General features: G+C 56.7%; 21 protein-coding genes. 11 read left to right on the top strand and 10 right to left on the bottom strand.

The genetic code is table 11. From position 1 onward, the window contains the following. Positions 1 to 21 precede the first annotated feature (21 nt). Positions 22 to 1,329, top strand: coding sequence for an MFS transporter (locus ACUN9X_RS07895; protein WP_260036079.1), 1,308 nt, complete (start codon positions 22 to 24; stop codon positions 1,327 to 1,329). A gap of 52 nt (positions 1,330 to 1,381) precedes the next feature. On the opposite strand, the gene ACUN9X_RS07890 is transcribed toward ACUN9X_RS07895, so the two are convergent. Together ACUN9X_RS07890 and ACUN9X_RS07885 are read right to left on the bottom strand one after the other, a co-directional pair. Then, positions 1,382 to 1,744 (bottom strand): DUF4870 family protein, encoded by a 363-nt coding sequence (locus ACUN9X_RS07890; protein ID WP_260036080.1) that lies wholly within the window; start codon positions 1,742 to 1,744, stop codon positions 1,382 to 1,384. Positions 1,745 to 1,840: 96 nt separating this feature from the next. After that, entirely contained in the window at positions 1,841 to 2,446 is a 606-nt protein-coding gene (locus ACUN9X_RS07885; RefSeq protein WP_260036082.1) for a LysE/ArgO family amino acid transporter, read from the bottom strand. A gap of 88 nt (positions 2,447 to 2,534) precedes the next feature. Here ACUN9X_RS07885 and ACUN9X_RS07880 point away from each other — a divergent pair, with 88 nt between their 5' ends. Beyond that, a complete protein-coding gene (locus tag ACUN9X_RS07880) occupies positions 2,535 to 3,422 on the top strand; it encodes a LysR family transcriptional regulator ArgP (protein ID WP_260036084.1) in 888 nt (295 codons plus the stop codon). Positions 3,423 to 3,431: 9 nt separating this feature from the next. Here the strand turns inward: ACUN9X_RS07880 and ACUN9X_RS07875 are convergent, their stop codons facing one another. The 5 genes from ACUN9X_RS07875 to ACUN9X_RS07855 form a co-directional block, all read right to left on the bottom strand. Continuing rightward, the gene (locus ACUN9X_RS07875) at positions 3,432 to 5,075 is read right to left on the bottom strand and encodes a methyl-accepting chemotaxis protein (protein ID WP_260036085.1); all 1,644 of its coding nucleotides are present in this window, start codon (positions 5,073 to 5,075) and stop codon (positions 3,432 to 3,434) included. A gap of 154 nt (positions 5,076 to 5,229) precedes the next feature. Continuing rightward, entirely contained in the window at positions 5,230 to 5,619 is a 390-nt protein-coding gene (locus ACUN9X_RS07870; RefSeq protein WP_260036086.1) for a DUF4136 domain-containing protein, read from the bottom strand. Positions 5,620 to 5,791: 172 nt separating this feature from the next. Continuing rightward, positions 5,792 to 6,100, bottom strand: a complete 309-nt coding sequence (locus ACUN9X_RS07865) for a hypothetical protein (protein ID WP_260036087.1) — start codon at positions 6,098 to 6,100, stop codon at positions 5,792 to 5,794. A gap of 152 nt (positions 6,101 to 6,252) precedes the next feature. Next, a complete protein-coding gene (locus ACUN9X_RS07860; protein ID WP_260036088.1) occupies positions 6,253 to 6,510 on the bottom strand; it encodes a hypothetical protein in 258 nt (85 codons plus the stop codon). A 146-nt stretch (positions 6,511 to 6,656) separates the two neighbouring features. After that, positions 6,657 to 8,459, bottom strand: coding sequence for an acyl-CoA dehydrogenase (locus ACUN9X_RS07855; protein ID WP_260036089.1), 1,803 nt, complete (start codon positions 8,457 to 8,459; stop codon positions 6,657 to 6,659). Positions 8,460 to 8,631: 172 nt separating this feature from the next. Here ACUN9X_RS07855 and ACUN9X_RS07850 point away from each other — a divergent pair, with 172 nt between their 5' ends. Continuing rightward, on the top strand, positions 8,632 to 9,669 hold the full coding sequence (locus tag ACUN9X_RS07850) for a GlxA family transcriptional regulator (protein ID WP_260036091.1): 1,038 nt from the start codon (positions 8,632 to 8,634) through the stop codon (positions 9,667 to 9,669). On the opposite strand, the gene ACUN9X_RS07845 is transcribed toward ACUN9X_RS07850, so the two are convergent. After that, positions 9,652 to 10,554 carry a LysR substrate-binding domain-containing protein gene (locus ACUN9X_RS07845; RefSeq protein WP_260036093.1) on the bottom strand — a complete coding sequence of 301 codons (903 nt, stop codon included), beginning with the start codon at positions 10,552 to 10,554 and terminating at the stop codon, positions 9,652 to 9,654. The two genes, ACUN9X_RS07850 and ACUN9X_RS07845, sit on opposite strands and share 18 nt — an antisense overlap. 130 nt (positions 10,555 to 10,684) lie before the next feature. On the opposite strand from ACUN9X_RS07845, the gene ACUN9X_RS07840 reads away from it, so the two are divergent. Further along, positions 10,685 to 11,755, top strand: a complete 1,071-nt coding sequence (locus tag ACUN9X_RS07840; RefSeq protein WP_260036094.1) for a YeiH family protein — start codon at positions 10,685 to 10,687, stop codon at positions 11,753 to 11,755. A 73-nt stretch (positions 11,756 to 11,828) separates the two neighbouring features. Here ACUN9X_RS07840 and ACUN9X_RS07835 read toward each other — a convergent pair whose 3' ends face one another. Next, a complete protein-coding gene (locus ACUN9X_RS07835) occupies positions 11,829 to 13,883 on the bottom strand; it encodes an NADPH-dependent 2,4-dienoyl-CoA reductase (protein WP_260036095.1) in 2,055 nt (684 codons plus the stop codon). A 146-nt stretch (positions 13,884 to 14,029) separates the two neighbouring features. Between ACUN9X_RS07835 and ACUN9X_RS07830 the strand changes: the two genes are divergently transcribed. Further along, on the top strand, positions 14,030 to 14,842 hold the full coding sequence (locus ACUN9X_RS07830; RefSeq protein WP_260036096.1) for a crotonase/enoyl-CoA hydratase family protein: 813 nt from the start codon (positions 14,030 to 14,032) through the stop codon (positions 14,840 to 14,842). Between the two features lie 136 nt (positions 14,843 to 14,978). Here ACUN9X_RS07830 and ACUN9X_RS07825 read toward each other — a convergent pair whose 3' ends face one another. Beyond that, positions 14,979 to 15,329: an EF-hand domain-containing protein gene (locus ACUN9X_RS07825; RefSeq protein WP_260036098.1), complete on the bottom strand. Its 351-nt coding sequence runs from the start codon at positions 15,327 to 15,329 to the stop codon at positions 14,979 to 14,981. Positions 15,330 to 15,935: 606 nt separating this feature from the next. Here ACUN9X_RS07825 and ACUN9X_RS07820 point away from each other — a divergent pair. From ACUN9X_RS07820 to ACUN9X_RS07795, 6 genes are read left to right on the top strand one after another with little or no spacing between them, the layout of a single operon-like run. Next, entirely contained in the window at positions 15,936 to 18,731 is a 2,796-nt protein-coding gene (locus ACUN9X_RS07820; RefSeq protein WP_445472708.1) for a monovalent cation/H+ antiporter subunit A, read from the top strand. 1 nt (position 18,732) lies between these two features. Continuing rightward, positions 18,733 to 19,101 (top strand): Na+/H+ antiporter subunit C, encoded by a 369-nt coding sequence (locus ACUN9X_RS07815; protein WP_260036100.1) that lies wholly within the window; start codon positions 18,733 to 18,735, stop codon positions 19,099 to 19,101. Beyond that, positions 19,098 to 20,621, top strand: a complete 1,524-nt coding sequence (locus tag ACUN9X_RS07810; protein WP_445472707.1) for a monovalent cation/H+ antiporter subunit D — start codon at positions 19,098 to 19,100, stop codon at positions 20,619 to 20,621. Before ACUN9X_RS07815 ends, ACUN9X_RS07810 begins: the two co-directional genes overlap by 4 nt. Then, positions 20,618 to 21,112 (top strand): Na+/H+ antiporter subunit E, encoded by a 495-nt coding sequence (locus tag ACUN9X_RS07805; protein WP_260036104.1) that lies wholly within the window; start codon positions 20,618 to 20,620, stop codon positions 21,110 to 21,112. The genes ACUN9X_RS07810 and ACUN9X_RS07805 overlap by 4 nt, the downstream gene beginning before the upstream one ends. Beyond that, positions 21,109 to 21,378, top strand: coding sequence for a K+/H+ antiporter subunit F (locus ACUN9X_RS07800; protein WP_260036105.1), 270 nt, complete (start codon positions 21,109 to 21,111; stop codon positions 21,376 to 21,378). The genes ACUN9X_RS07805 and ACUN9X_RS07800 overlap by 4 nt, the downstream gene beginning before the upstream one ends. Before the next feature lie 35 nt (positions 21,379 to 21,413). Beyond that, on the top strand, positions 21,414 to 21,746 hold the full coding sequence (locus tag ACUN9X_RS07795) for a Na+/H+ antiporter subunit G (RefSeq protein WP_445472706.1): 333 nt from the start codon (positions 21,414 to 21,416) through the stop codon (positions 21,744 to 21,746). The last annotated feature ends 1 nt before the right edge of the window (position 21,747 follow it).

Below are 21,747 nucleotides of genomic sequence, written 5' to 3'. Positions count from 1 at the left end.
ATTCTCACCCGGAGCCCGCTCTTGTCCGACAAGCATCCCGATGCTGCAAGCCAGTTATACTCGCTGATCGCCAATGAAGAAGACGCCCGTGTCTGCACCGACATTTCCGATGGCGCCTGCCATGACGTACCACGTAATTTCTTCCTGATACTCGGCAGTCTGGTGCTGACCAAACTCGGTGATCTGCTGATCAGTCCCAAAACCGTTCTCGCCTGGCTCCTCGGTGCCATCGGCGCTCCTGGGCTTGTGGCCTGGCTGGTGCCAATTCGCGAATCAGGCTCGCTGATTCCGCAAATGGTAATTGGCGCCTGGGTGCGGCAAAAGCCGGTGCGCAAATGGTTCTGGGTGGGTGGCAGTTTCGGGCAGGCGCTTAGCGTGGCGGGCATGGCAGCAAGCGTTTGGTTCATGACAGGCACAGCAGCGGGTGCCGGTGTCATTGGCTGCCTGATTCTGTTCTCCCTGGGCCGCGGGTTCTGCTCGGTAGCGATGAAAGATGTGCAGGGCAAATGCGTGCCCAAAACCCGCCGGGGTCGACTGTCTGGCCTTGCAACGACGATCGGCGGCTCTGCGACGGTTGCCCTGACTATGCTGCTATTTTGGAATCAGGGCGATCCCTCCACCGGATTCTATGTGATGCTGCTTTTGCTGGCGGCCTCTCTGTGGGTGATCGCCGGGATACTGTTTGCCGGTATCGACGAGGAACCCGGCGCCACCAGCGGCGGGGGCAGCGCACTGACGGAAGCGATCAAAAGCCTGTCGTTACTGAGGGATGACGCGCCGTTCCGGCATTTCGTGATCACGCGTGCTCTGCTGCTGTGCTCCGCACTCGCCTCACCTTATTTTGTGTTGTTGGCGCAGCAGCAAGGCAACAGCAGCTGGTTGCTGGGCGGCTTCCTGCTCGCCAGCAGCCTGGCCAGTTCAGTCAGCGCGACAATCTGGGGTTGGATGGCCGACCGATCCAGCCGACAGGTGATCATTCGTGGTGCCGCAATCGCCAGCGCTGTGTGCGTGGTCGTCGGCGGCCTCAACCTGCTCGCAAGCGATGCGATTGTCTCGCCCTGGTTTTATCCCGGTGCGTTCTTTGTGCTGAGCATCGCCCATGCCGGCGTTCGGCTGGGCCGAAAAACCTACCTGGTTGATATGGCCGGGGGAAACAAGCGGACGGATTATACCGCCGTCAGCAATACCGTGATCGGCGTGCTGTTACTCGTTACAGGAGGGCTTAGCGCATTGGCTTCACTGATCTCGCCCGGAGCCGTGATCATCATGCTCGGCGCTATGGGTGTGGCGGGCACCATAAGCGGTATTCGATTGAAGGAAGTGGAGTGAACCGCCGCTCTGGTGATCCACGGCGATCCTGTTCTGTCTACCAGGCGCTGGATCAGGGGGTCTTGCCGTCATTCAGTGCCAGCGCGCCTTTCACGATCCGGTAAATCACCCAAATCGAAATCCCCAGCAGAATAAACCAGCCGATGATAAAGGGAGCGGTGATAATACCGATCACGCTCCACAGCAATCCGATCCAGAATGTTTTGATCTGCCAGCGAAAATGCGGCTCAACCCAGGTACCGGTCACTTCATCCAGTTTCACGTAATTGATGATCACGCCAACCAGCCCTGTTATTCCACCGACGAAAAAAGAGACCGCCTGCAGAATGTAGACGGCCACGGCGATATTTCGGTTCGGCTCCTTGCGCAGGTCATGAGCGGCAGGTTCAACGGTTTGAATGTCTGGTTCAGTCAAAATGAGGCCCTTTGATTCATCTTCATGTCTCTGAATTATAGAAGATGATAGCGGTCCCATCGTCAGGAATTATGCTGATCGCGCACCTGCTGAACGTTAGAGCCCATTGATCACCAGATGCAGCGCGATCATCAGCATCATCAATGAAATAATGCCATCGATAATGCGCCAGGCCAGCGGCTTGGTCAGTACCGGTGCCAGCATTGCCCCGCCCCATGCAAGCATCGCGAACCACATCACTGATGCACTGGTCGCGCCGGCAACAAACACCATCGGATCCGATTGCTGGGCGCCGATTGAAGGTATCAACAACAGGGTATCGAGGTAGACCTGCGGATTCAGTAGCGTTACTGCGAGCGTCGTCGCAATCACAGCCCCCAGACTCCGACGATCGTCACCCCCGACAGAAAGCGCTCCCCGCCCCTTCGCAGCGCGCAAAAATGCGGTAAATGACAGCCAGAAGAGAAACGCCACACCTGCCCAGCGCAGAATTTCCAACGCCGAAGGAGCCGCCACCAAAGCCGCACTCACACCCAGCATGCCGGCCGTAAACAACAGGGCATCAGTGCTCATGCACAGGACGGCGGACCACCAGTGATGCTCACGTCGAAAGGCCTGTCCGAGCACATAGGCATTCTGGGCACCGATCGCAATGATGATGCCGCCGCAGACCACCAACCCTGTCAGATAACTTTGTAGCATTTCCGCCTCCGTTTGATTCAGAAGGCAAGCTTAGGTCATTCCAGCTATACTAAAAAATCATCCTACTAATACTGCATTAATTTTTCTTATGCTGGACTACAAACTACTTGAAGCACTGACCACCGTCATCGAAGCCGGTGGTTTTGAACGGGCAGGCTTGGTGCTCGGCCTCTCACAATCAGCTGTCTCACAGCGTATCAAGCTGCTTGAATCACGCCTTGGCCAGCCCGTGCTGACCCGTCACCCTTCATTGCAGGCCACAGTTGCGGGGCAGCGCCTGTTAAACCATATGCAACAGGTGCAACTGCTGGAACGGGATCTTCGGCGCCAGATTCCGGCGCTCTCCGCTGACCGGACACGCCTGAGAATCGCGCTCAATGCCGATTCACTGGCGACCTGGTGGGCAGATGCGATCGGTGATTTTTGCCAGGCAGAAGGCCTGTTACTTGATATGGTCATTGAGGATCAGGATATCGGCCTGCGCAGGATGCGTGACGGGGATGTCGCCGCCTGCCTGTGCAGCAGTGATCAACCGGTAGCAGGCGCACGCTGCGTGGCGCTGGGCCAGATGCCCTACCGCGCACTCGCGCGTCCTGACTATATCGACCGCTACTTCCCCGAGGGTCCGACACCCGCCGCTTTCCAGGAAGCGCCGGCCATCGTGTTTGGCCCCCATGACCAGTTGCAACATCGGTTTCTGGCGCAGTGCGGCTATCACGGGCGCTTTCCCTACCATCTGTGCCCGTCGTCGGAGGGATTTATCAGACTGGCAACGGCAGGCATGGGCTACGGCATGATTCCGGATATTCAAGCCAGACTCGCTGACCCTGATGGCACTCTGGCCAACCTTTCAGCCAACCATACCGTCACCGTAAAGCTCTATTGGCACTACTGGCGCCACAGCGGTGAGTTTATGGAAAGCCTTACCCTGACGCTGATTCAGGATGCCCGCCAGCGTCTACAACCACTGACCTGAAGCATGAAATCAATGCTCGGCATTGGGTTTGTAGCCCAACCTGAATCCGCCCCAGTGACGACCATTCACGTAAATCGGGACTGAAAGGTCATGCATGATTTCACCGGTATCCCGGCGATAGGTCTGCAGCAACATATCCTGAGTATGGCTGCCACAACGAATACCAGTGCGGTCGTTGAAGAGCCGTTTGCTGCGGCTCTTGATCAGATCCACCTTCGGGTCCCCCGTCTGCTCGTCTGCAAAGGCCCGGTTATGGGTTGGCACATAGCCGTCCGGGGCAGCCGCTATTGCAAACACCAGCGCCTGATGAGATTTCACCACCGGTTCCTGGATGTCGTGGAGATGGGTGTCAGTGAAACGATCAAAGCCACTGTGGTATTTTTGAGGCTGGGTGCCCGGCACCGGTACGCGATCCCGATCAAATAGCTGGGCCTCGCTCAACGTCCCGTTGGCCAGAGCCTGCTCAAAGATTCGCCCAATCTGATCCGCACCATCCCGCGCCTTGGCATAGAAAAACCGGTGGTAACTGGTCTCGCTGTTCAGTGCGAAGGCTGCATTGGATTGTTCTGCCACATCCATTAATTTGGCAGCTTGTTTCGCGAGTGTCGATACCCCGGCATCACTCTCCGTTATATCGTCACGCAGGCTTTCAATCGCCTCAAACATCTGTTGCAGACTGGCCTCGTTGTTCTGATCGCCTTTGGCGATGCTGGCAATCTGTTGTTGCACGTCGTCGGTTTGGCGGCGGATATCGTCAAGCCGCTCCCCCACTTTTTCCACTGAACCCAGGCCGCTATCAATGCTGGATGCCAGCGTCTCGATCTGAGACACAATCACGGCGGTATCCGCCCTGAGCGCCTGCAGAGTATCGCCGACTTCCCGAGTCGCCTCTGACGTCCGGCCCGCCAGCTGCCTGACCTCATCCGCGACAACAGCAAAACCCCGGCCCTGCTCACCGGCTCTTGCAGCCTCGATCGCGGCATTCAGCGCCAGCAGATTGGTTTGTTCGGCAATGGACTCGATAACGCTGGTGACACCCTGGATTTTCTCGGTTTTGTCATTCAGATCCTTGATATGACCCAGTGTTTCAGAGGATTGCTGGTGCACCCGACGCACGTCGTCGATCGCGCTTCCCAGCGCATCCCGGCCGCCAACACTGAGCAGACTGGCGTGACTTGCCATCCTCGCGCCTTCCGTTGCCTGGCCTGCCGAGTGGCGCACCGTCTCTGTAATCTGGCCAGCGTACTCCGCCATCTGCGCGGTGCTGGCAACCTGAGCATCCAGCCGCGCTTTTAGCGCGTCTGCTGCAAACGACACCTCTGCCGCAGAGATCGCATTGGCATCCGCACCTGATGCCAATGCGTCCACCAACAGTCGCCCCGTTCTGGCTTCGCTCACCAGCCCGGGGCAGAAGCCGGTAACGGGGTTGGGGGACTCCCAGTCACCCTCTTCCAGGCTGCGGAAACCTCTATCCAGGGGATCGAGCACGCGCAGGATCAACAACAATGTTGCCAACCCCATACCTATAATGATGCCCACCACCAGCGATGCGTAATCAAGGCCCATTACTGGCGCAATAAAATAACCGCCAACTGCCAGAACCAACACTCCGATAGCGGCCGAGTTGATAGCGGGACGTGTAATAAATCTCATCGACACTGCCTTTCCCTCTGAATAACACCCGAAACGACATGGATACGGATGCGCGTAAAACGCTACATGACATACAGGATAGGCAAATTTTGGAATAACGGGGAAAGTCTTGTGGCGAGATGGCAGAAATTAACCGGCGGGGAAGTCTATCGGCCTAGTGTGCCAGATCGGGAATACCCTGCAGGAAGCCACCCACACGCTCGGCCATGGCGTCCCGATTCATAAAGTCGAGGTCGTTGGTATTGAGATGCAGGGAACGGCCACGACGCAAAAGGTTGCCGCTGCTATCCTGCATTTCGAAAACCAGATGACCCGATTCTACAATGCCGCTCTGGGGCCTGATATTGCCCGTGGTCTGCAGCTGGATACTGATTGTCAGCGCCTTGCTATCAGCTTCCTGACGATACCCCTTAGCCGTCATTTGAGAGACCACTTCCTTTTCAATCTCGCGCAGCAAAGACGTGCGACCGGCAACCGGTGTGACCTGTGTAGAGAAAGTGCTGATGCCTTCAGGCAAGGGTTTGATAGGTGATTCCAGATTCATGGACGGGGTAGGGTTCAGCCCGCAGGCAGCCAAACTGAAAATCATCAAAATGATAAAGGCTAGTCGGCAGACAGCGCCTGATGGTGACTTTTTGGGGCTTTGATATGAAAGGTGGGGAGAGAAAGCACCAGAGAAGCGCCTGGCGGCGCTCCCCCGGAAAATAGCGATCAACTTACTGGTTGGTCGCGTCATCGTAGCCTTCTTCGATGGCATCGCCAGTTTCTTCAGCTGCATCTTCAACAGCTTCGCCGGCTTCTTCAGCGCCTTCTTTGGTGTTTTCCCAAGCGCTATCTTCCTGGCCAGTCATCTTCTCAGCGCCTTCCTCCATGGAATCGCCTGCATCTTCGGCCATTTCACCGGTATTTTCGGCAGCCTGGTCAATAGACTCGCCCATATCTTCTGCGGGTGAATCATCCTGGCTACAACCGACCAGTGCCAGACCCATCATAACTGCAAACATACCCGCGATTAACTTCTTCATGTGATGTCCCTCTGCTAAATAAAAATTCCAAAGTGATTTATCGTCACTGCGCCAATAGTGTAGGGGTAGGCTGCATAGCAAAACAATAAACACGCGATTACGTTTTTTTTAATAATCACAGAATCTTAGCGATTTTCGACTGCGGCTATCACTCATTGAACTGAACCAGAGGCGGGCGTGACAGGCTTTCCCTCCACCAGAATCAAATGATCCAGGCGAATCAACTGCCCCCTTCCCAGTAACAAAAACTCATCACCGGCCCGGGTAAACACGTCTTTAATTCGATCATGATAGGTCTGAATCTGGCCGGATTCGTCCCTGAAGACGATTTCTACGAGACGTTGGAAGGTCGCAACTTCAAGCAGCGCGTCGTGAGCCGCACAGTCAATGGGCTGGTAGTGTTGGTTCATGGACATCCTTATCACTGAGTATCATCCGATGGAAACCGGCCCGGGTATCGCGCTGCTGCGCTTTTCCGGGCCGGCATCAGTCTCTCAGTCTGGTTCAGGAGTCCAGCATTTGCCACCAGGATTAAGTGACGCACTACCGAATGAGATCAAAACCACTCGGGTTTCATTTCGAGGCAGGTATTGTCACGATTCTCCAGCAGCACAATATCCTGCGCTACAGTGGGCAACTCCCAGTGGAAGAAATACTGGGCCGCCTGCATCTTGCCTTCATAGAAGGCCCGCTCGGCCTCGGTCAGGCTGGCCTGCAGATACTGCTCGGCCACATTGGCCTGTCGCAACCACATCCACGCCACGGTGATGTGACCAAACAGGTGCAGGTAGCAACCGGCATTCGCCAGCACACCATCTGGCCCCTCTTTCATCAGCGCCGCGCCCAGATCCTGGGTGACCTTGACCGCACGCTGAAGGGTTTCGCTCAGTGATAGCGCCCACTGCTGACAACGGGGACTGGTCGCCCCTTCCAGATCCACCTGCATGGCCTGCATCATCAGTTGCAACCCGAGGCTCTTGTCCTGCCATACCTTGCGCCCCAGCAGATCCAGCGCCTGTATCCCGTTCGTGCCCTCGTGAATCGGGTTCAGGCGGTTGTCGCGCCAGCACTGCTCAACCGGGTATTCACGGGTATAGCCTGCTCCGCCGTATACCTGTATCGCCAGATCATTGGCTTTGGGGCCGTACTCTGAGGGCCAGGCTTTCATGATCGGCGTCAGCAGATCCAGCAGTTTACCCGCGTGCATCCGCTTTTCAGGGTCGGGGTGGGTGTTCTGATCATCCACCAGTCTCGCGCCGTAAAGGCATAATGCCAGACCGCCCTCGCTGTAGGCCTTCTGGGCCAGCAACATGCGGCGCACATCGGCATGCTCGATCAACGCGACCGGCGGACTGGTCGGGTCCGATTCGGACGGCTTACGCCCCTGCAGGCGCTCGCGGGCATACTCAAGGCTGTGCAGATACCCTCGATATCCGATTACCGCGGCCCCATAGCCGACACCCAGACGTGCTTCATTCATCATCTGGAACATGTACTTGAGGCCCTGGTGTGCCTCGCCAACCAGATAGCCATGACAAGGCGCATCATCACCAAAGCTCAGTGCGGTTGAGGTGGTGCCGCGATAACCCAGCTTGTGGATCAGGCCCGCCAGCGCGACGCCGTTGCGTCCGAGCACGTTGCCCTCGTCGTCGGTAAGAAACTTCGGCACGATAAACAGCGAAATACCTTTCACACCCGGAGGTGCCCCCTTGATCTTGGCCAGCACCAGATGAACGATATTGTCTGTTATGGACTGCTCACCACCGGAGATATAGATCTTGGCGCCCTTGATCAGATAGTGGCCTTCATCCGTGGGCGTCGCAGAGGTGCGAATATCACTCAGGGAAGAGCCTGCGTGAGGTTCAGTCAACGCCATGGTGCCGCTATAACGGCCATCCAGCATGGGCGGTAGATACTTCAGGCGCTGGGATTCGGAACCAAAGATACGAATCAGGTTCGCCGCAGCCGTGGTCAGAAAAGCATAGCCCGCGGTGCCTGGATTGGCAGCCGTAAAAAAGCCGTTGCAAGCTGCCATAACCGTTTCAGGCAACTGCATGCCACCCAGATCATAGTCATACCGGCCCGTCAGAAAACCCGCCTCGGCATAGGCATCAAAGGCCTCTTTCACCTGGGGAATCATTTCGACCTGACCGTTCACAAACTGGGGTTCGTTCTTGTCCGCTTCACTGTTATGGGGCGCAAACTTGTCCCGTGCGATCTTGTCTGCTGTCTCGATCACGGCATCAAAGGTTTCACGGCTGTGCTCGTTATAGCGCTCGCGGTCGCATAGCGAGCCAGTATCCAGCACGTCGTAAAGCAGAAATTCGAGGTCGCGGCGATCAATCAGGGTATCGGTCATCGGGAGTTGGCCTTATACGGAATCTTGAGAGTAATGTGGTCGTCACTTGAGCGTAATACGCCATCGGTCTGGCACTCGGACAGACACAGCATCGGCGCTGGCGTTGCAATTGGGGCAGTTTCGCTTCACCAGGAAGCCGTTTATCTCCCAAGAATCGCACAACAGGGGTTTGGTGAAAACCGTCACATCTGACACAATATTGGTTAAATTCGCCAATCTGCCCGATATCGATGCCATGCAACGCGTCACCATTGTAGGTTTTCCCGGCGCGCTTGCCAGCACCATTACCGGCATGATGGATCTTTTCCAGTTGGCCGGTGTGACCTGGGCGCGGATTCAGGGCTCCGAACCCCACCAACGTTTCAGTGTGGAGCTGCTAACACTGGACGGTGCGCCCTGCCGCTGCCTGAACGGTATATCGCTGATTGCCCACGGCAGCCTTGCGGACCATCCGCCGGGCGACCTTGTGCTCGTCCCAACCATTGGCGGCCCGATAGAGAAAACCCTGGCCGAGGCCGGCCCGATTCTCGGCTGGCTGAATCAGCAAGCCATCGCCGGCTCGACAATCGCCAGCAACTGCACCGGTGCCTTTCTGCTAGGCGAAGCCGGGCTGCTCGACGGTAAAAAGGCAACCACCCACTGGGGTTTCAGTGACCTGTTCCGACAACGTTTTCCGGCTGTTGACTGCCACCCCGAGCAACTGGTCACCGTAGACGGCTCAATTGCATGCGCCGGAGGCGGCACCGCCTGGTGGGATCTGGGGATTTTGTTGATCGAACGATTCGCAGGCGCTCAGGTCGCAAGAGAACTGGCCAAAGCGTTTGTCGTCGATGCCGGTCGTCGTAGCCAGGCCCCCTACTCCGCCATGCAGACCAAACGCTATCATCAGGATGATACGATCCTGGCACTGCAGGACTGGCTGGATACCCACTACGCCTATCCTGTGACGACGGATGATCTGGTGCAGCAAAGCGGCCTCAGTAGCCGGTCTCTCCTAAGGCGATTCAAAGCCGCCACCGGCGATACTCCGCACCGCTATCTGCAACTACTGCGCATAGAGGCTGCGCGTCACTTGTTGGAGACCACGCCCTGCCCGGTCGAGCAGGTCACCCATAAGGTGGGTTATGACGATGTCAGCTCGTTTACCCGTCTGTTCAAACGCGTCACCGGACTGCCACCCAACGTCTACCGCTCACGCTTTGGTCGCTGATTCCCTGAGCAGTGAAGTGAACGCCTGAGCCGCAGGCGACAAGGGTCGGCTGGTGTATTCCAGCTCATACAGCGGCCGGCTGATCTTCGACGTCCCTGGCAGACGCACTTCAACGACCCGTTCCAGCGTAATCAGATCACTCACAACCGCGCGGGGGAGCATCGCGAGTCCCAAGCCACTGGCCACTGCCCGGGCGATCGCTTCGTTGCTACCGATCTCGATTCGGCGATCCGGCACCACACCGCAATCGCTCAGCAAACCCCGCACAACGTCCCGGGTGCCTGAACCCGGTTCCCGCTCTATCCAGCACTGACTTGTCAGCGTTTCGATACTGATATCTTCGAGCCCCAAAGACGGGGGCGCTATTACAGTCAGGGGATCATCAAGCCAGGGCCGACAGCGCATGCGTGAATCACTCACTTCCCCTTCGACCAGTGCCACATCAACCTGACAGTCAATCAGCGCCTGGCGAACGGATTCGGTATTGCCCACTTTCACCTGCAAATCGATATCGGGATTTGATTCAGCGAAGCGGCCCAGCACCGGCGCCAGCCAGTAGCCGGCAATCGTACTGCTTGCTCCCACGACCAACGCGCCACGCTTGAGCCCCAGCCGCGCATGGAGATCATCAACAGCGGCCTTTTCCAGCGCAAACAGCCCTCTGGCGTGTTCAAAAAGAACCGCACCATTGGTGGTCAACTGCACCCCCTGTTGACGTCGACCGGCTCCCTGGGCCCGTTCTATGAGGCCGATGTCCAACTGATGTTCGAGCTCCCGCACCCCTTTTGACACAGCAGGCTGGCTGATACACAGCACGTCAGCCGCCCGCGAAAAACTCCGTTCCACCGCGACCGTGTAGAAAATCCTGAGCAGGTGCAGGTTCATAGCTATAACCCTGAGTTATTCCAAAATGATAAAAGGATATTCGATTAGCGAATAACAGAATCTTAAAATGATGACTCAACGCTGATCAACCCGATCCTGGCTTTACAGCGTGTATAAGAGGACTTCTATCATGTTTGCGAAAATTGCAGCCTCAGCCCACAACCCTGTTCCGCTGCTACGACACGCCGATTACTGGGGCGGCATTGGCCTGGTGACGGTCATCGCCCTTTGCAGCCTGGCATTCGCAGACTCACACTGGGCGTCACAGCTTGGCCTGAGCGCACTGACGATCGCGGTTGTGATTGGCATGATTGCCGGCAATACCTTTTTCCCCAGAATAGCGGACAAGGCGGCAGCCGGCGTCGATTTTTCCAAAAACAGCCTGCTTCGCCTCGGCGTGGTGCTTTACGGCTTTCGCATCACCTTCCAGCAAATCGCCGGCGTCGGCATGACCGGCTTTATAACTGACATGGCCACACTGAGCCTTACCTTTGGTCTGGCTCTGCTTGTCGGCCTGAAGCTTCTGAAGATGGACCGTGAAACTGCGCTGCTGATCGGCACCGGCAGCTCAATCTGCGGCGCCGCCGCTATCATGGCGGCCGAACCGGTGGTCCGGGCACAGGCTCATAAAGTCTCTGTTGCGGTCGCAACTGTCGTTGTATTTGGCACGCTGAGCATGTTTCTTTACCCGCTGCTCTATCCCCTGCTGGGCCTGTCTGATCACGCCTACGGCATTTTTGTCGGCTCAACGGTGCACGAAGTGGCACAGGTGGTGGCAGCAGGCAGCGCGGTGAGCGATACCGCAGCCAATACTGCCATTATCGAGAAGATGCTGAGAGTCATGATGCTCGCTCCCTTCCTGGTCGGCCTCAGCCTGTTCCTTGCAAAAGGCAAGAAAACCGATGGAAACGGCAGAAAAACCAATACCGCAGCGCGAATCACAATCCCCTGGTTTGCTGTTCTGTTTGTGGTCGCCAGCGGCATTCATTCTCTCAACATTGTGCCCGAGGCGACCGTGGCCATGCTGAACACCTTCGACACTCTGCTGTTGACCATGGCAATGGCGGCACTGGGACTGAGAACTCACATCGGGGCGATCAGACAGGCGGGTATCCGCCCGCTACTACTCGGCGCGATCCTGTTTGTTTTTCTGGTGGTGGGCGGTTATGGCATCAACCTCGCCGTGGCGGCTATAGGCTGAACAACACCGTTAACGGAGGGGCTGGCGTGCATCTGAATTCAGATGCACGCCAGCATGGTATTGAAAGCGGCGATCAAAGAGCCGCCGCGACTTCCGTGCCCTGACGAATGGCGCGTTTGGCGTCAAGCTCTTCAGCCAGATCGGCACCACCAATCAAGTGGGATTGAATGCCGGCCTGCGCCAATTGGTCATGCAATTCACGGAACGACTCCTGCCCTGCGCACAACACCACATGATCGACAGCCAAGACCCGTTTCTCCTTTGATTCGCCATCTTTGCTGGTGACCGTGATGTGCAATCCTTCGTCATCAATCCGGTCGTAACTGCAGCCACCGAACATTTCGACATCCCGGTGTTTCAGGCTGTTGCGATGCACCCAGCCGGAGGTTTTACCCAGCCCGCCACCGACCTTGCTGGTTTTGCGCTGCATCAGATAAATCTTGCGCGGCGATGACATGGGCAGACGCTCTGCCAGACCACCCGGGCCTTCAAATTCAGAGTTCACACCCCATTCCTGCTGCCAATGCTCGACACTGATCTGCTCACCTTCCGGGTGACGACCTGCATCATGAGTAAGAAACTCACTGACGTCGAAGCCAATACCGCCAGCACCGATCACAGCAACCGATTGGCCGACTTCCACGTTATTGCGCAGCACGTCCAGGTAGCCCAACACCTTCGGATGGTCGATTCCGTCAATTTGTGGCGTGCGCGGCTTAACACCCGTCGCGATCACCACCTCATCGAAACCTTCAATGCTCAGTGTGTCGATATCTACACGGGTATTCAGGCGCAAATCGATGTCCAGTATCTCGATCTGGCGACGGTAATAGCGCAGGGTTTCGTAAAACTCTTCTTTTCCCGGTATCCGCTTGGCATAGTTGAACTGCCCGCCAATATCGCCATCAGCCTCAAACAAACTGACGTGGTGGCCACGCTTCGCTGCTGTAGTGGCTGCCGCCAGGCCCGCAGGACCGGCGCCCACCACCGCCACACGCTTCTGTACCGGAGCAACTGTCAGCAACAGCTCCGTTTCGTGGCAGGCACGTGGATTGACCAGACAGGATGCCCGCTTCGCCTTGAACACGTGATCAAGACAGGCCTGATTGCAGGCGATACAGGTGTTGATTTCGTCGGAGCGGTTCTGTTCCGCCTTGCGGACGAACTCGGAGTCCGCCAGCAACGGTCGCGCCATCGACACCATATCCGCCTTGCCGGCGGCCAGAATGTCTTCGCCCTTCTCCGGAGTATTGATGCGGTTGGTCGTGCAGACCGGAATATCCACTTCACCGTAAAACTTGGCAGTGACATCCGCAAAACCACCGCGCGGAACCGATGTCACAATCGTCGGGACCCGTGCCTCATGCCAGCCAATACCGGTATTGATGATCGTGGCGCCGGCTTTTTCGATTGCCTTGCCCAGCATCACCACCTGATCCCAGGTCTGGCCCCCTTCGACCAGATCCAGCATCGACAGGCGGTAGATAATGATGAACTCCGGCCCGACCGCTTCGCGCATGCGGCTGACAATCTCAATGGGCAGCTGCATCCGGTTTTCAAACGGACCGCCCCACTTGTCGGTTCGCTTGTTGGTTCGCTCACACAGGAACTGGTTAATAAAATAACCTTCCGACCCCATCACCTCGACACCGTCATAACCGGCAAATTTCGCCAATTTCGCTGCGCTGACGAAGTCGTCAATCTGCTTGTCGACACCTTTAGTCGATAGCGCACGTGCTTTGAACGGGCTGATCGGCGCCTTGGTAGCAGACGCCGAAACAATGAAAGGCTGATAGCCATAGCGCCCGGCATGGAGCAGCTGCATGCAGATCTTGCCACCTGCCTCATGCACCGCACCCGTTACCTGTCTGTGCAGAAACGCCGTCGCCCGGTTGTTCATGGTCGACGCCAGCGGCGATAGCTGACCGACAAAGTTCGGTGAAAAGCCGCCGGTCACCATCAGCCCGACACCGCCTTCGGCGCGTTCAGCAAAATAACGAGACAGCTTGTGGATATTCCAGAACCTGTCTTCAAGACCTGTGTGCATAGAGCCCATCAGCACGCGGTTTTTAAGTTCGGTGAAACCTAGATCCAGCGGTTTGAGCAGATTGGGATAGGGTGTCGTCATATTTATTCTCTGTGCGATTCTCATCAGTTGGGTGACGTCTGAAAAAGGCGCCTGAATCCATATGAGACTGTATTGGGAAATCTTCAGAAGCGCCTTGGGGGCATGTTAGCATAGCCAACCTACGACTATTGGCTAAGGATCAGGACATGAGCAAGCAAGATTCAGATCGGGTAATACTGGATATCGACAACGGCATTGCAACGGTCACCCTGAACCGCCCCGACAAGTACAACGGGCTGGATATGCCCATGTTCGAAGCCATTACCGCAACCGCTCGTAAACTGAAGAAGGAGCGCCAGGTAAGAGCGATCGTACTGAAAGGCAACGGCGATGCATTCTGCTCAGGCCTGGATGTTAAAACCGTCAGCAAGAACCCGTTGAACTTTCTCAAACTACTGGCCAAGCCTGGCCGCCGGATCAGCAACCTGGCTCAGGACGTTGGCTATCTGTGGCGCGACGTGCCGGCGCCGGTGATTGTCGCCACCCACGGCTATTGCTTTGGTGGTGGTTTCCAGATTGCACTGGGCGCAGATTTCCGGTTCACCACGGCGAATTGTGAGTTTTCGATCATGGAGGCCAAGTGGGGACTTATTCCGGATATGAGCCTGACGGTGACATTGCCTGAGCTGATCAGTATTGATCTGGCAAAAGAGCTGACCATGACAGCTCGCCGGTTTACAGGCACCGAAGCAAAAGAGATGGGGCTGGTAAGCCGGGTCTGTGATGATCCTGTTGCCGAAGCTTACGCATTTGCAGAGACGCTGGCTCAGCAATCGCCGGACGCTGTAGCCGCCGCCAAATTGCTGTTTAACCGTGCCTGGACTGCTGATGACAAAACCGCGCTGAACTGGGAAACACGCCTGCAGAAAAAGATCATCGCCCGCACAAACCAGCGTACGGCTATTGCCCGAAATTCCGGTCAGCCGGAAAAGGCCTATGATGACAGACGATCATTCTGATGTGCCTTGTTTCAAGCACCGAAAAATAAACTCGACAGGCTAGATAGAGGGTTTCCGGAAGGAACTACGCCCTCGGCAAGATGCCGAAGGCGTAGGTATTGTCGGCATTAAAATGCCGAACGTCTCGAATGCAAGACTACTGCATTTTGCCTTTTTCAAACTCTTCCCGGCTGATGGCGCCGTCACCGTCAGTATCTCTGTCCATCATCATCCGGTTCCGCTCAGCTTCGGATTCAGCATTGCCTGCAGCGGTGTCACCGTAGATACCAAGCTCGTCTTCGCTGATCTGCCCGTCTTTGTTGGTGTCGAGCTTCTCGAACGTCACGCCATGCATGTTTTTGTGCTCTGTACCCATCGCAGATTCCTTGGGCGTAGCACGATCTGCTTTACTTTCACCACTTGCACTCATGTTGTCAGCTGCAAATGCTGCAGGTGCCAAAAGAGTTGCTGAAAGAATTGATGTCAGGGCCATGTTTCTGATCTTCATAAGGTATCTCCTTTAAGCCTTTTTTCGATCCGATATTGACCAATGCGGCGCCGTAAGTGTTTAACTGGTCGCCGGTCGGTGACAGCGCGAAAAATGCCAGACTCGCAAAATGCAGTGCGAAGCCTGAAATGCTTTTCGCGCCTTCCCGGATGCCACGAGAGTCTACGATCCTTTTTCCCTGGTGGATCTTTCGCGGCCTCCGATAACTTTCATTTAAGGCGCTACAGCCGGATTTGGCTAGTGAAACTTGCTTAACACGGTATTAATAAACTCTCGAAGCTCAATTGGACACACCAGCTCGAACCGCCGCTTTGTGAGTTGAATCGCTTGACCTGAGTAGTCCGCCAAGTATCATCTTCTTTTCTTTCCATTTAACGGAGCAATCATGATCGCCAGGCCCTGTGCTTTTGCCAGCCCCGATCGCGATCCCGGTGCCTTTTTTCCAGTGCAACCGGGCCGTCTTCCCTACTTTCAGGATCCTCCCGGAATCCGTTGATTCTGATGCTGTGCCAAACCTGTGCACGGTCGACGCCTGGAAGCTAAACTCAGGCTGCCCCATTGTGTTCAATGCTGAACACCCGAAAAATCTAAAATAACGAGGTTGAAATGACCCTTGCGCTGGTCGTTCTATTGCCTTTTTTAGGCGCAATTGTAGCTCCGTTGTTTGCCCAGGCGGGCAGGACAGCAATCGCGATAGCATCGTCGCTTCCGCCAATCGTGGCACTTGCCGCGCTCTATCCTCACTGGTCGACGCTTGCTGCGGGCGGCGTACTGGTCCAGACACATGAGTGGCTGCCAGCAATCGGGTTATCGCTGAGCTTCCGCCTGGACGGCCTGTCGCTGCTGTTCGCGTTGTTGATCCTGGTTATTGGCGTGCTGATAATCCTCTACGCCCGCTACTACCTGAAAAAACACGAAAATGTCGGCAAGTTTTACTCCCTGCTGCTGCTCTTTATGGGATCCATGCTGGGGATTGTGCTATCAAGCAACCTGTTGCTGATGCTGATTTTCTGGGAGCTGACCAGCGTGGTGTCATTCCTGCTGATCAGCTTCTGGAACTACAAACAGGATGCCCGTCGCGGTGCCCGTATGGCGCTCGCCGTGACCGGTGGCGGGGGACTCGCGCTGCTGGCCGGTGTATTGCTGCTGGGTCAGATCGTGGGCAGCTACGAGCTGGATGATGTGCTGGCAGCAGCCGATACCATCAAGGCCAGCTCGCTCTACCCCGTGGCCCTGACGCTGGTGTTGCTGGGGGCCTTCACAAAATCTGCCCAGTTCCCGTTCCATTTCTGGCTACCTCACGCCATGCAGGCACCAACGCCGGTTTCCGCCTATCTACATTCGGCAACCATGGTAAAGGCCGGCATCTTCCTGATGGCGCGGCTCTACCCGGCTTTGGCGGGCACGGAACTGTGGTTCTACATGGTCAGCTTTACCGGCATGGCAACGCTGCTGATCGGCGCATACACCGCCCTTTTCAAGCACGACCTCAAGGGGTTGCTGGCCCATTCGACGGTCAGTCATCTGGGCCTGATCACCTTGCTGTTCGGTATGGGCACCAAACTGGCAGCCATTGCAGCGGTTTTCCATGTTATTAACCACGCCACCTTCAAGGCGTCATTGTTCATGGCCGCAGGGATCATCGATCATGAAACCGGCACCCGTGATATGCGGCGGATTAATGGCCTCTGGCAGTTCATGCCCCATACCGCAACGCTGGCCATGGTGGCCGCAGCCTCAATGGCCGGCGTGCCCTTGCTGAACGGGTTCCTGAGCAAGGAAATGTTTTTTGCCGAATCGCTGAATCTCAACCTGCCGGGCATATGGGCCTATCTGCCACCGGTCGTTGCAACACTCGCCGGGGTCTTCGCGGTCGCGTATTCCGCGCGCTTTATTCACGACGTCTTTTTCAATGGCAAACCGGTAGATCTGCCGATTTACCCCCCCCATGAACCACCCCGTTACATGAAAATTCCGGTCGAGATACTGGTATTTGCCTGCGTAATGGTGGGGGTTTTCCCAACCTTTGCGATTGGTCCACTGCTCTATGCTGCGGCGGAGGCAACTCTGGCGGGTCCGGTACCCGAGTACCATCTGACAATCGTGCACGGCTTTAACCTGCCGCTGCTCATGAGTTTTCTTGCGTTCTTCCTTGGCTTGCTGATGTACACCCAGCGCCAGCGGTTCTTCGACTTCCACGCCCGCTTCCGCGAAATCGACGAGAAAGCAGTGTTCGAGGCGGCAGTGTCACGGGTGGTTGAGTGGGCCCGCCGGTTTATCGAAGTGCTCGAGAATGGCTCATTGCAGCGCTACGTATTGTTGCTGTTGCTGGCCACGCTTGCTGTGACGATCGTTCCCATCACGTCGCTGGGGTTCAATGTTGGCAGTTTGGGCATCAGCCCGATTGACCTGCCCACAACTGTCGGCTCACTGATCCTGACCGGCTGCGCACTCGGCGCTGCTGCCATGCACCGGGAACGTTTGTACGCGCTGATTCTGCTCAGTGTTGTGGGGCTGATGGTGGCACTGACCTTCGCCCGTTTCTCTGCACCGGATCTGGCGATGACGCAACTGTCCGTTGAAGTCGTGACTATCGTGCTGTTGATGCTGGCGTTGTATTACCTGCCATCCTGGACACCGCGCGAGGCAAGCCTGTTCCGCCGCTGGCGCGATGCCATTATTGCGCTGGTTGCCGGCAGCGGCATGTTCCTGATCACGTTGGCGATGCTCACCCGACCATTGGATTCCATCTCACGGTACTTCCTCGAGAACAGTGTTGAAGGCGGCGGTGGCAGCAATGTCGTGAACGTGATTCTGGTGGACTTCCGGGGCTTCGATACCCTGGGTGAAATTACGGTGCTGGCCATTGCGGCACTCGGCATCTACGCGATGCTGCGGGAAACCAAGCTCACTGCACCACCGACAGATGGTCAGGGACATCCCTGGTCGACGGATGCCCACCCGACCATATTGAAGCAGATTTCACGCCCGCTATTACCGCTGGCGCTGATGGTCTCAGCCTTTATATTCCTGCGCGGTCACAATATGCCGGGCGGTGGTTTTATAGCCGGACTGATCACAGCGGTTGCCATCATTCTCCAGTACATTGCCAGCGGCATGACCTGGAGCCATCAGCGGATGCCGTTCAATCTACAGACGCCGGTGGCGCTTGGCCTGTTTATCGCTACGGCAACTGGCCTGGCGAGCTTCGCTTTCGGCTATCCATTCCTGACATCAACCTTCAGTCACATCCACTGGCCGGTGGTGGGCGATTTTGAGCTGGCCTCCGCCATGGCGTTTGATATCGGGGTTTATCTCACCGTCGTCGGCGCCACTTTGATGATTCTGGCCAGCCTTGGCCGACTGACCAATCAGTCCGAAGTCAAACCGGGAGCCTATTGATATGGAGATTCTTTTCGCCCTGATCATCGGCTCGCTCACGGCCTCCGGTGTCTTTCTCGTCCTGCGGGCACGTACCTTTCCGGTCGTCGTTGGACTCACTTTGCTGTCATACGGGGTCAACCTGTTCCTGTTTGCCTCCGGGCGTCTGGCAACGGGTGCCCAACCCATTATTGGCAGCACTGAAACCTACACCGATCCGCTGCCACAGGCGCTGGTACTGACCGCGATCGTGATCGGCTTCGCCATGACGGCCTTTGTCGTGGTGCTGGCACTTCGCAGTCAAGCCGACACGGAGGATGACCACGTCAACGGCAAGATCGAAGCGACGCCGCCTGTGGATACTGAAGAACACGCGGAGGATGCCCGATGAATCACTGGTTGACCGCACCCATTGTTCTACCGCTGTTGGGTGGCCTTCTCCAGATCTTTATGGGCTACGCACCTCTGGGCTTGCGCCGCACGCTTGGCCTGGCAACAACCACCCTGTTGCTCGTGGTTTCGATCGCTTTGCTCATGCTGGCAGACGACGGCGCTTACCGTGCATACGCTTTCGGCAACTGGGCGCCCCCTTTTGGCATTGTGCTGGTGCTTGACCGACTTGCGGCGCTGATGCTGGTTGTGACCTCGGTGCTGGCACTGTTCTGCCACATCTACTCCACTCGTGGAACAGATGCAGTGGGGCGCCATTTCCACGCCCTTTTCCTGTTCCAGCTGATGGGGCTGAACATTGCCTTCCTGACCGGTGACCTGTTCAATCTGTTTGTCGCCTTTGAAGTGCTGCTGATCGCCTCATACGGCCTGTTGATGCATGGTGGTGGCACTATTCGCACCATACCGGGACTGCACTATGTCGTGCTCAACCTGATCGGTTCGTCACTGTTCCTGATCAGCGCAGGCATGCTCTACAGCGTGCTGGGCACCCTCAATCTGGCGGACCTGGCGGTCAAGGTGCCACAGGTCAGTGGTTCCGATCAGGTCGTGGTTCAGGCCGCGGGAATGCTGCTGCTGATTGTGTTCGCGCTTAAAGCCGCCGTTCTCCCACTTTGCTTCTGGCTGCCACAAGCCTATTCCACGGCAACCGCACCAGTCGCGGCACTGTTTTCGGTAATGACCAAAGTGGGCATCTACGCCATTCTCAGGGTATATAGCCTGGTATTCGGCGATGATGCCGGGGCGCTTGCACACCTGGGAATGGACTGGCTGTTCCCCTTGTCACTGCTAACCCTGGCGTTTGGTGTAATCGGTGCGCTCAGCGCCCAAAGCCTTCGCCGCCTGACCGCCTGGCAAGTCATTATTTCGGTCGGCACGCTGTTGGCAGCGCTCAGTCTGACATCTGTTGCCGGCACCTCGGCGGCACTGTTTTATCTGATTAACACCACCTGGGTGGTCGGCGGCATGTTCCTGGTCGCAGATCTGGTGGCACGCCAGCGCGGTTCTGTGGAGGACCGAATTGTCACCGCGCCCCGCATGCGTAGCCGAACCCTGCTGAGTGTGTTCTTTCTGTTCGGTGCTATCGCTTGCGCCGGGCTACCGCCGCTAAGCGGTTTCTTTGCCAAGGTACTGATCCTGCAGGCGGTCACACCCGGCTGGACCATGGCATGGTTGTGGGGCGTCATTATGGTAGGCAGCTTCCTGACGCTGATCGCCTACAGCCGTGCGGGCAGTATTGTTTTCTGGCGCAATGTCGAAGGTCACGTCAAGGATCCGGGCAGACTGACATTGCCCGTGACGGTATCCGCTGGTGCCTTGATCGCCACCAGTATTGTGATTGTCGCCATGGCTGGCCCCATCAGCCGCTATACGGATGCGACAGCACAACAGCTGCACACACCGTCAGCGTATATTGAGATTCTGGATACGCCGCAGGTCAATGGGGGGAGCGAGCAATGATAAAAGGACGCTTCGGTTTGCCGATGCCCATTCTGAGCCTGGCACTTTTTCTGGTCTGGCAGGCACTGAATGACGGCGTAACGGGTGGCAGCGTGGTGATGGGGTTATTGCTGGCCTGGCTGCTGCCGCTCGCCACACGTAATTTCTGGCCAGACCGGCCAGGCATCAAACATCCCTTGCGCTTCAGTTTTTATGTGGTGCGGGTTGTGTTCGACATTATTGTTGCCAGCGCTGAAGTGGCGCTGATCGTCATGATTCCCGGCCGCCAGCCCAAAACGGCGTTCGTCTCGTTCCCGCTGGAGCTTGAGCATCCGTTGGCGATCTCCACCCTGGCGAGCACGATTTCACTGACGCCGGGCACCGTCAGCGCGGACATCAGTGACGACAACACCCTGCTGCTGATTCATGTGCTGGATCTGGACGACGAAGCCAAGCTGATTGAAACCATCAAGCGCCGGTACGAACGGCCACTGAGGGAGATTTTCTCATGATCGCCATAGCCCTGAAGATCACAATTGTCATGGTGTCGCTGGCCGTGGCCCTGAATGTCTACCGGCTGGTCAAGGGGCCGGATGCGCCGGATAGAATCCTGGCACTGGACAGTCTGTCTATCAACGCCATCGCCCTCATTCTGTTGCTGGGGATATCCATCAATTCGCGGCTGTATATCGAATCCGCACTGTTGATCGCCGTCATGGGATTTATTGGCACCGTGGCGCTGGCGAAATACCTCAAGCGCGGCAGTGTTATTGAATAGCCCGGCCACACCGGAACTTAAATGGAGAACAGCAAATGAATCCAATACTGGAAACCGTAATTGCGGTATTGATGGTATCCGGCGGCGCGTTTACACTCGCCGGCGCTATCGGGCTGGCGCGACTGCAGGACTTTTACTCCCGGCTGCACGCACCAACCAAAGCCACCACGGTGGGGGTAGGCAGCATCACCCTGAGTTCCATGATCTACTTCATGGCAACAACAGGCGCGCTGGCTCTCAATGAAGGGCTGATCATGGTGTTCCTGTTCCTGACAGCGCCGATCAGTGCCAACATGCTCGCCAAGGCCGCCATGCATCTGCGGGTGCAACAGGCCGAGAACACCAAAGGGCAAGCCTGGGATCAGTAGC

It is taken from the genome of Marinobacter sp. V032, assembly GCF_052645435.1.
The sequence above is the reverse complement of the archived record's forward strand: the minus strand, read 5'-3'. Positions and strand labels throughout refer to the sequence as shown.

Bases quoted from the DNA above. Each gene is read 5' to 3' on its own strand.
- ACUN9X_RS07885 (WP_260036082.1), bottom strand. From the start codon at position 2,446: ATGCTACAAAGTTATCTGACAGGGTTGGTGGTCTGCGGCGGCATCATC.
- ACUN9X_RS07880 (WP_260036084.1), top strand. From the start codon at position 2,535: ATGCTGGACTACAAACTACTTGAAGCACTGACCACCGTCATCGAAGCC.
- ACUN9X_RS07875 (WP_260036085.1), bottom strand. From the start codon at position 5,075: ATGAGATTTATTACACGTCCCGCTATCAACTCGGCCGCTATCGGAGTG.
- ACUN9X_RS07870 (WP_260036086.1), bottom strand. From the start codon at position 5,619: ATGAATCTGGAATCACCTATCAAACCCTTGCCTGAAGGCATCAGCACT.
- ACUN9X_RS07865 (WP_260036087.1), bottom strand. From the start codon at position 6,100: ATGAAGAAGTTAATCGCGGGTATGTTTGCAGTTATGATGGGTCTGGCA.
- ACUN9X_RS07860 (WP_260036088.1), bottom strand. From the start codon at position 6,510: ATGAACCAACACTACCAGCCCATTGACTGTGCGGCTCACGACGCGCTG.
- ACUN9X_RS07855 (WP_260036089.1), bottom strand. From the start codon at position 8,459: ATGACCGATACCCTGATTGATCGCCGCGACCTCGAATTTCTGCTTTAC.
- ACUN9X_RS07845 (WP_260036093.1), bottom strand. From the start codon at position 10,554: ATGAACCTGCACCTGCTCAGGATTTTCTACACGGTCGCGGTGGAACGG.
- ACUN9X_RS07840 (WP_260036094.1), top strand. From the start codon at position 10,685: ATGTTTGCGAAAATTGCAGCCTCAGCCCACAACCCTGTTCCGCTGCTA.
- ACUN9X_RS07835 (WP_260036095.1), bottom strand. From the start codon at position 13,883: ATGACGACACCCTATCCCAATCTGCTCAAACCGCTGGATCTAGGTTTC.
- ACUN9X_RS07830 (WP_260036096.1), top strand. From the start codon at position 14,030: ATGAGCAAGCAAGATTCAGATCGGGTAATACTGGATATCGACAACGGC.
- ACUN9X_RS07825 (WP_260036098.1), bottom strand. From the start codon at position 15,329: ATGAAGATCAGAAACATGGCCCTGACATCAATTCTTTCAGCAACTCTT.
- ACUN9X_RS07820 (WP_445472708.1), top strand. From the start codon at position 15,936: ATGACCCTTGCGCTGGTCGTTCTATTGCCTTTTTTAGGCGCAATTGTA.
- ACUN9X_RS07815 (WP_260036100.1), top strand. From the start codon at position 18,733: ATGGAGATTCTTTTCGCCCTGATCATCGGCTCGCTCACGGCCTCCGGT.
- ACUN9X_RS07810 (WP_445472707.1), top strand. From the start codon at position 19,098: ATGAATCACTGGTTGACCGCACCCATTGTTCTACCGCTGTTGGGTGGC.
- ACUN9X_RS07805 (WP_260036104.1), top strand. From the start codon at position 20,618: ATGATAAAAGGACGCTTCGGTTTGCCGATGCCCATTCTGAGCCTGGCA.
- ACUN9X_RS07800 (WP_260036105.1), top strand. From the start codon at position 21,109: ATGATCGCCATAGCCCTGAAGATCACAATTGTCATGGTGTCGCTGGCC.
- ACUN9X_RS07795 (WP_445472706.1), top strand. From the start codon at position 21,414: ATGAATCCAATACTGGAAACCGTAATTGCGGTATTGATGGTATCCGGC.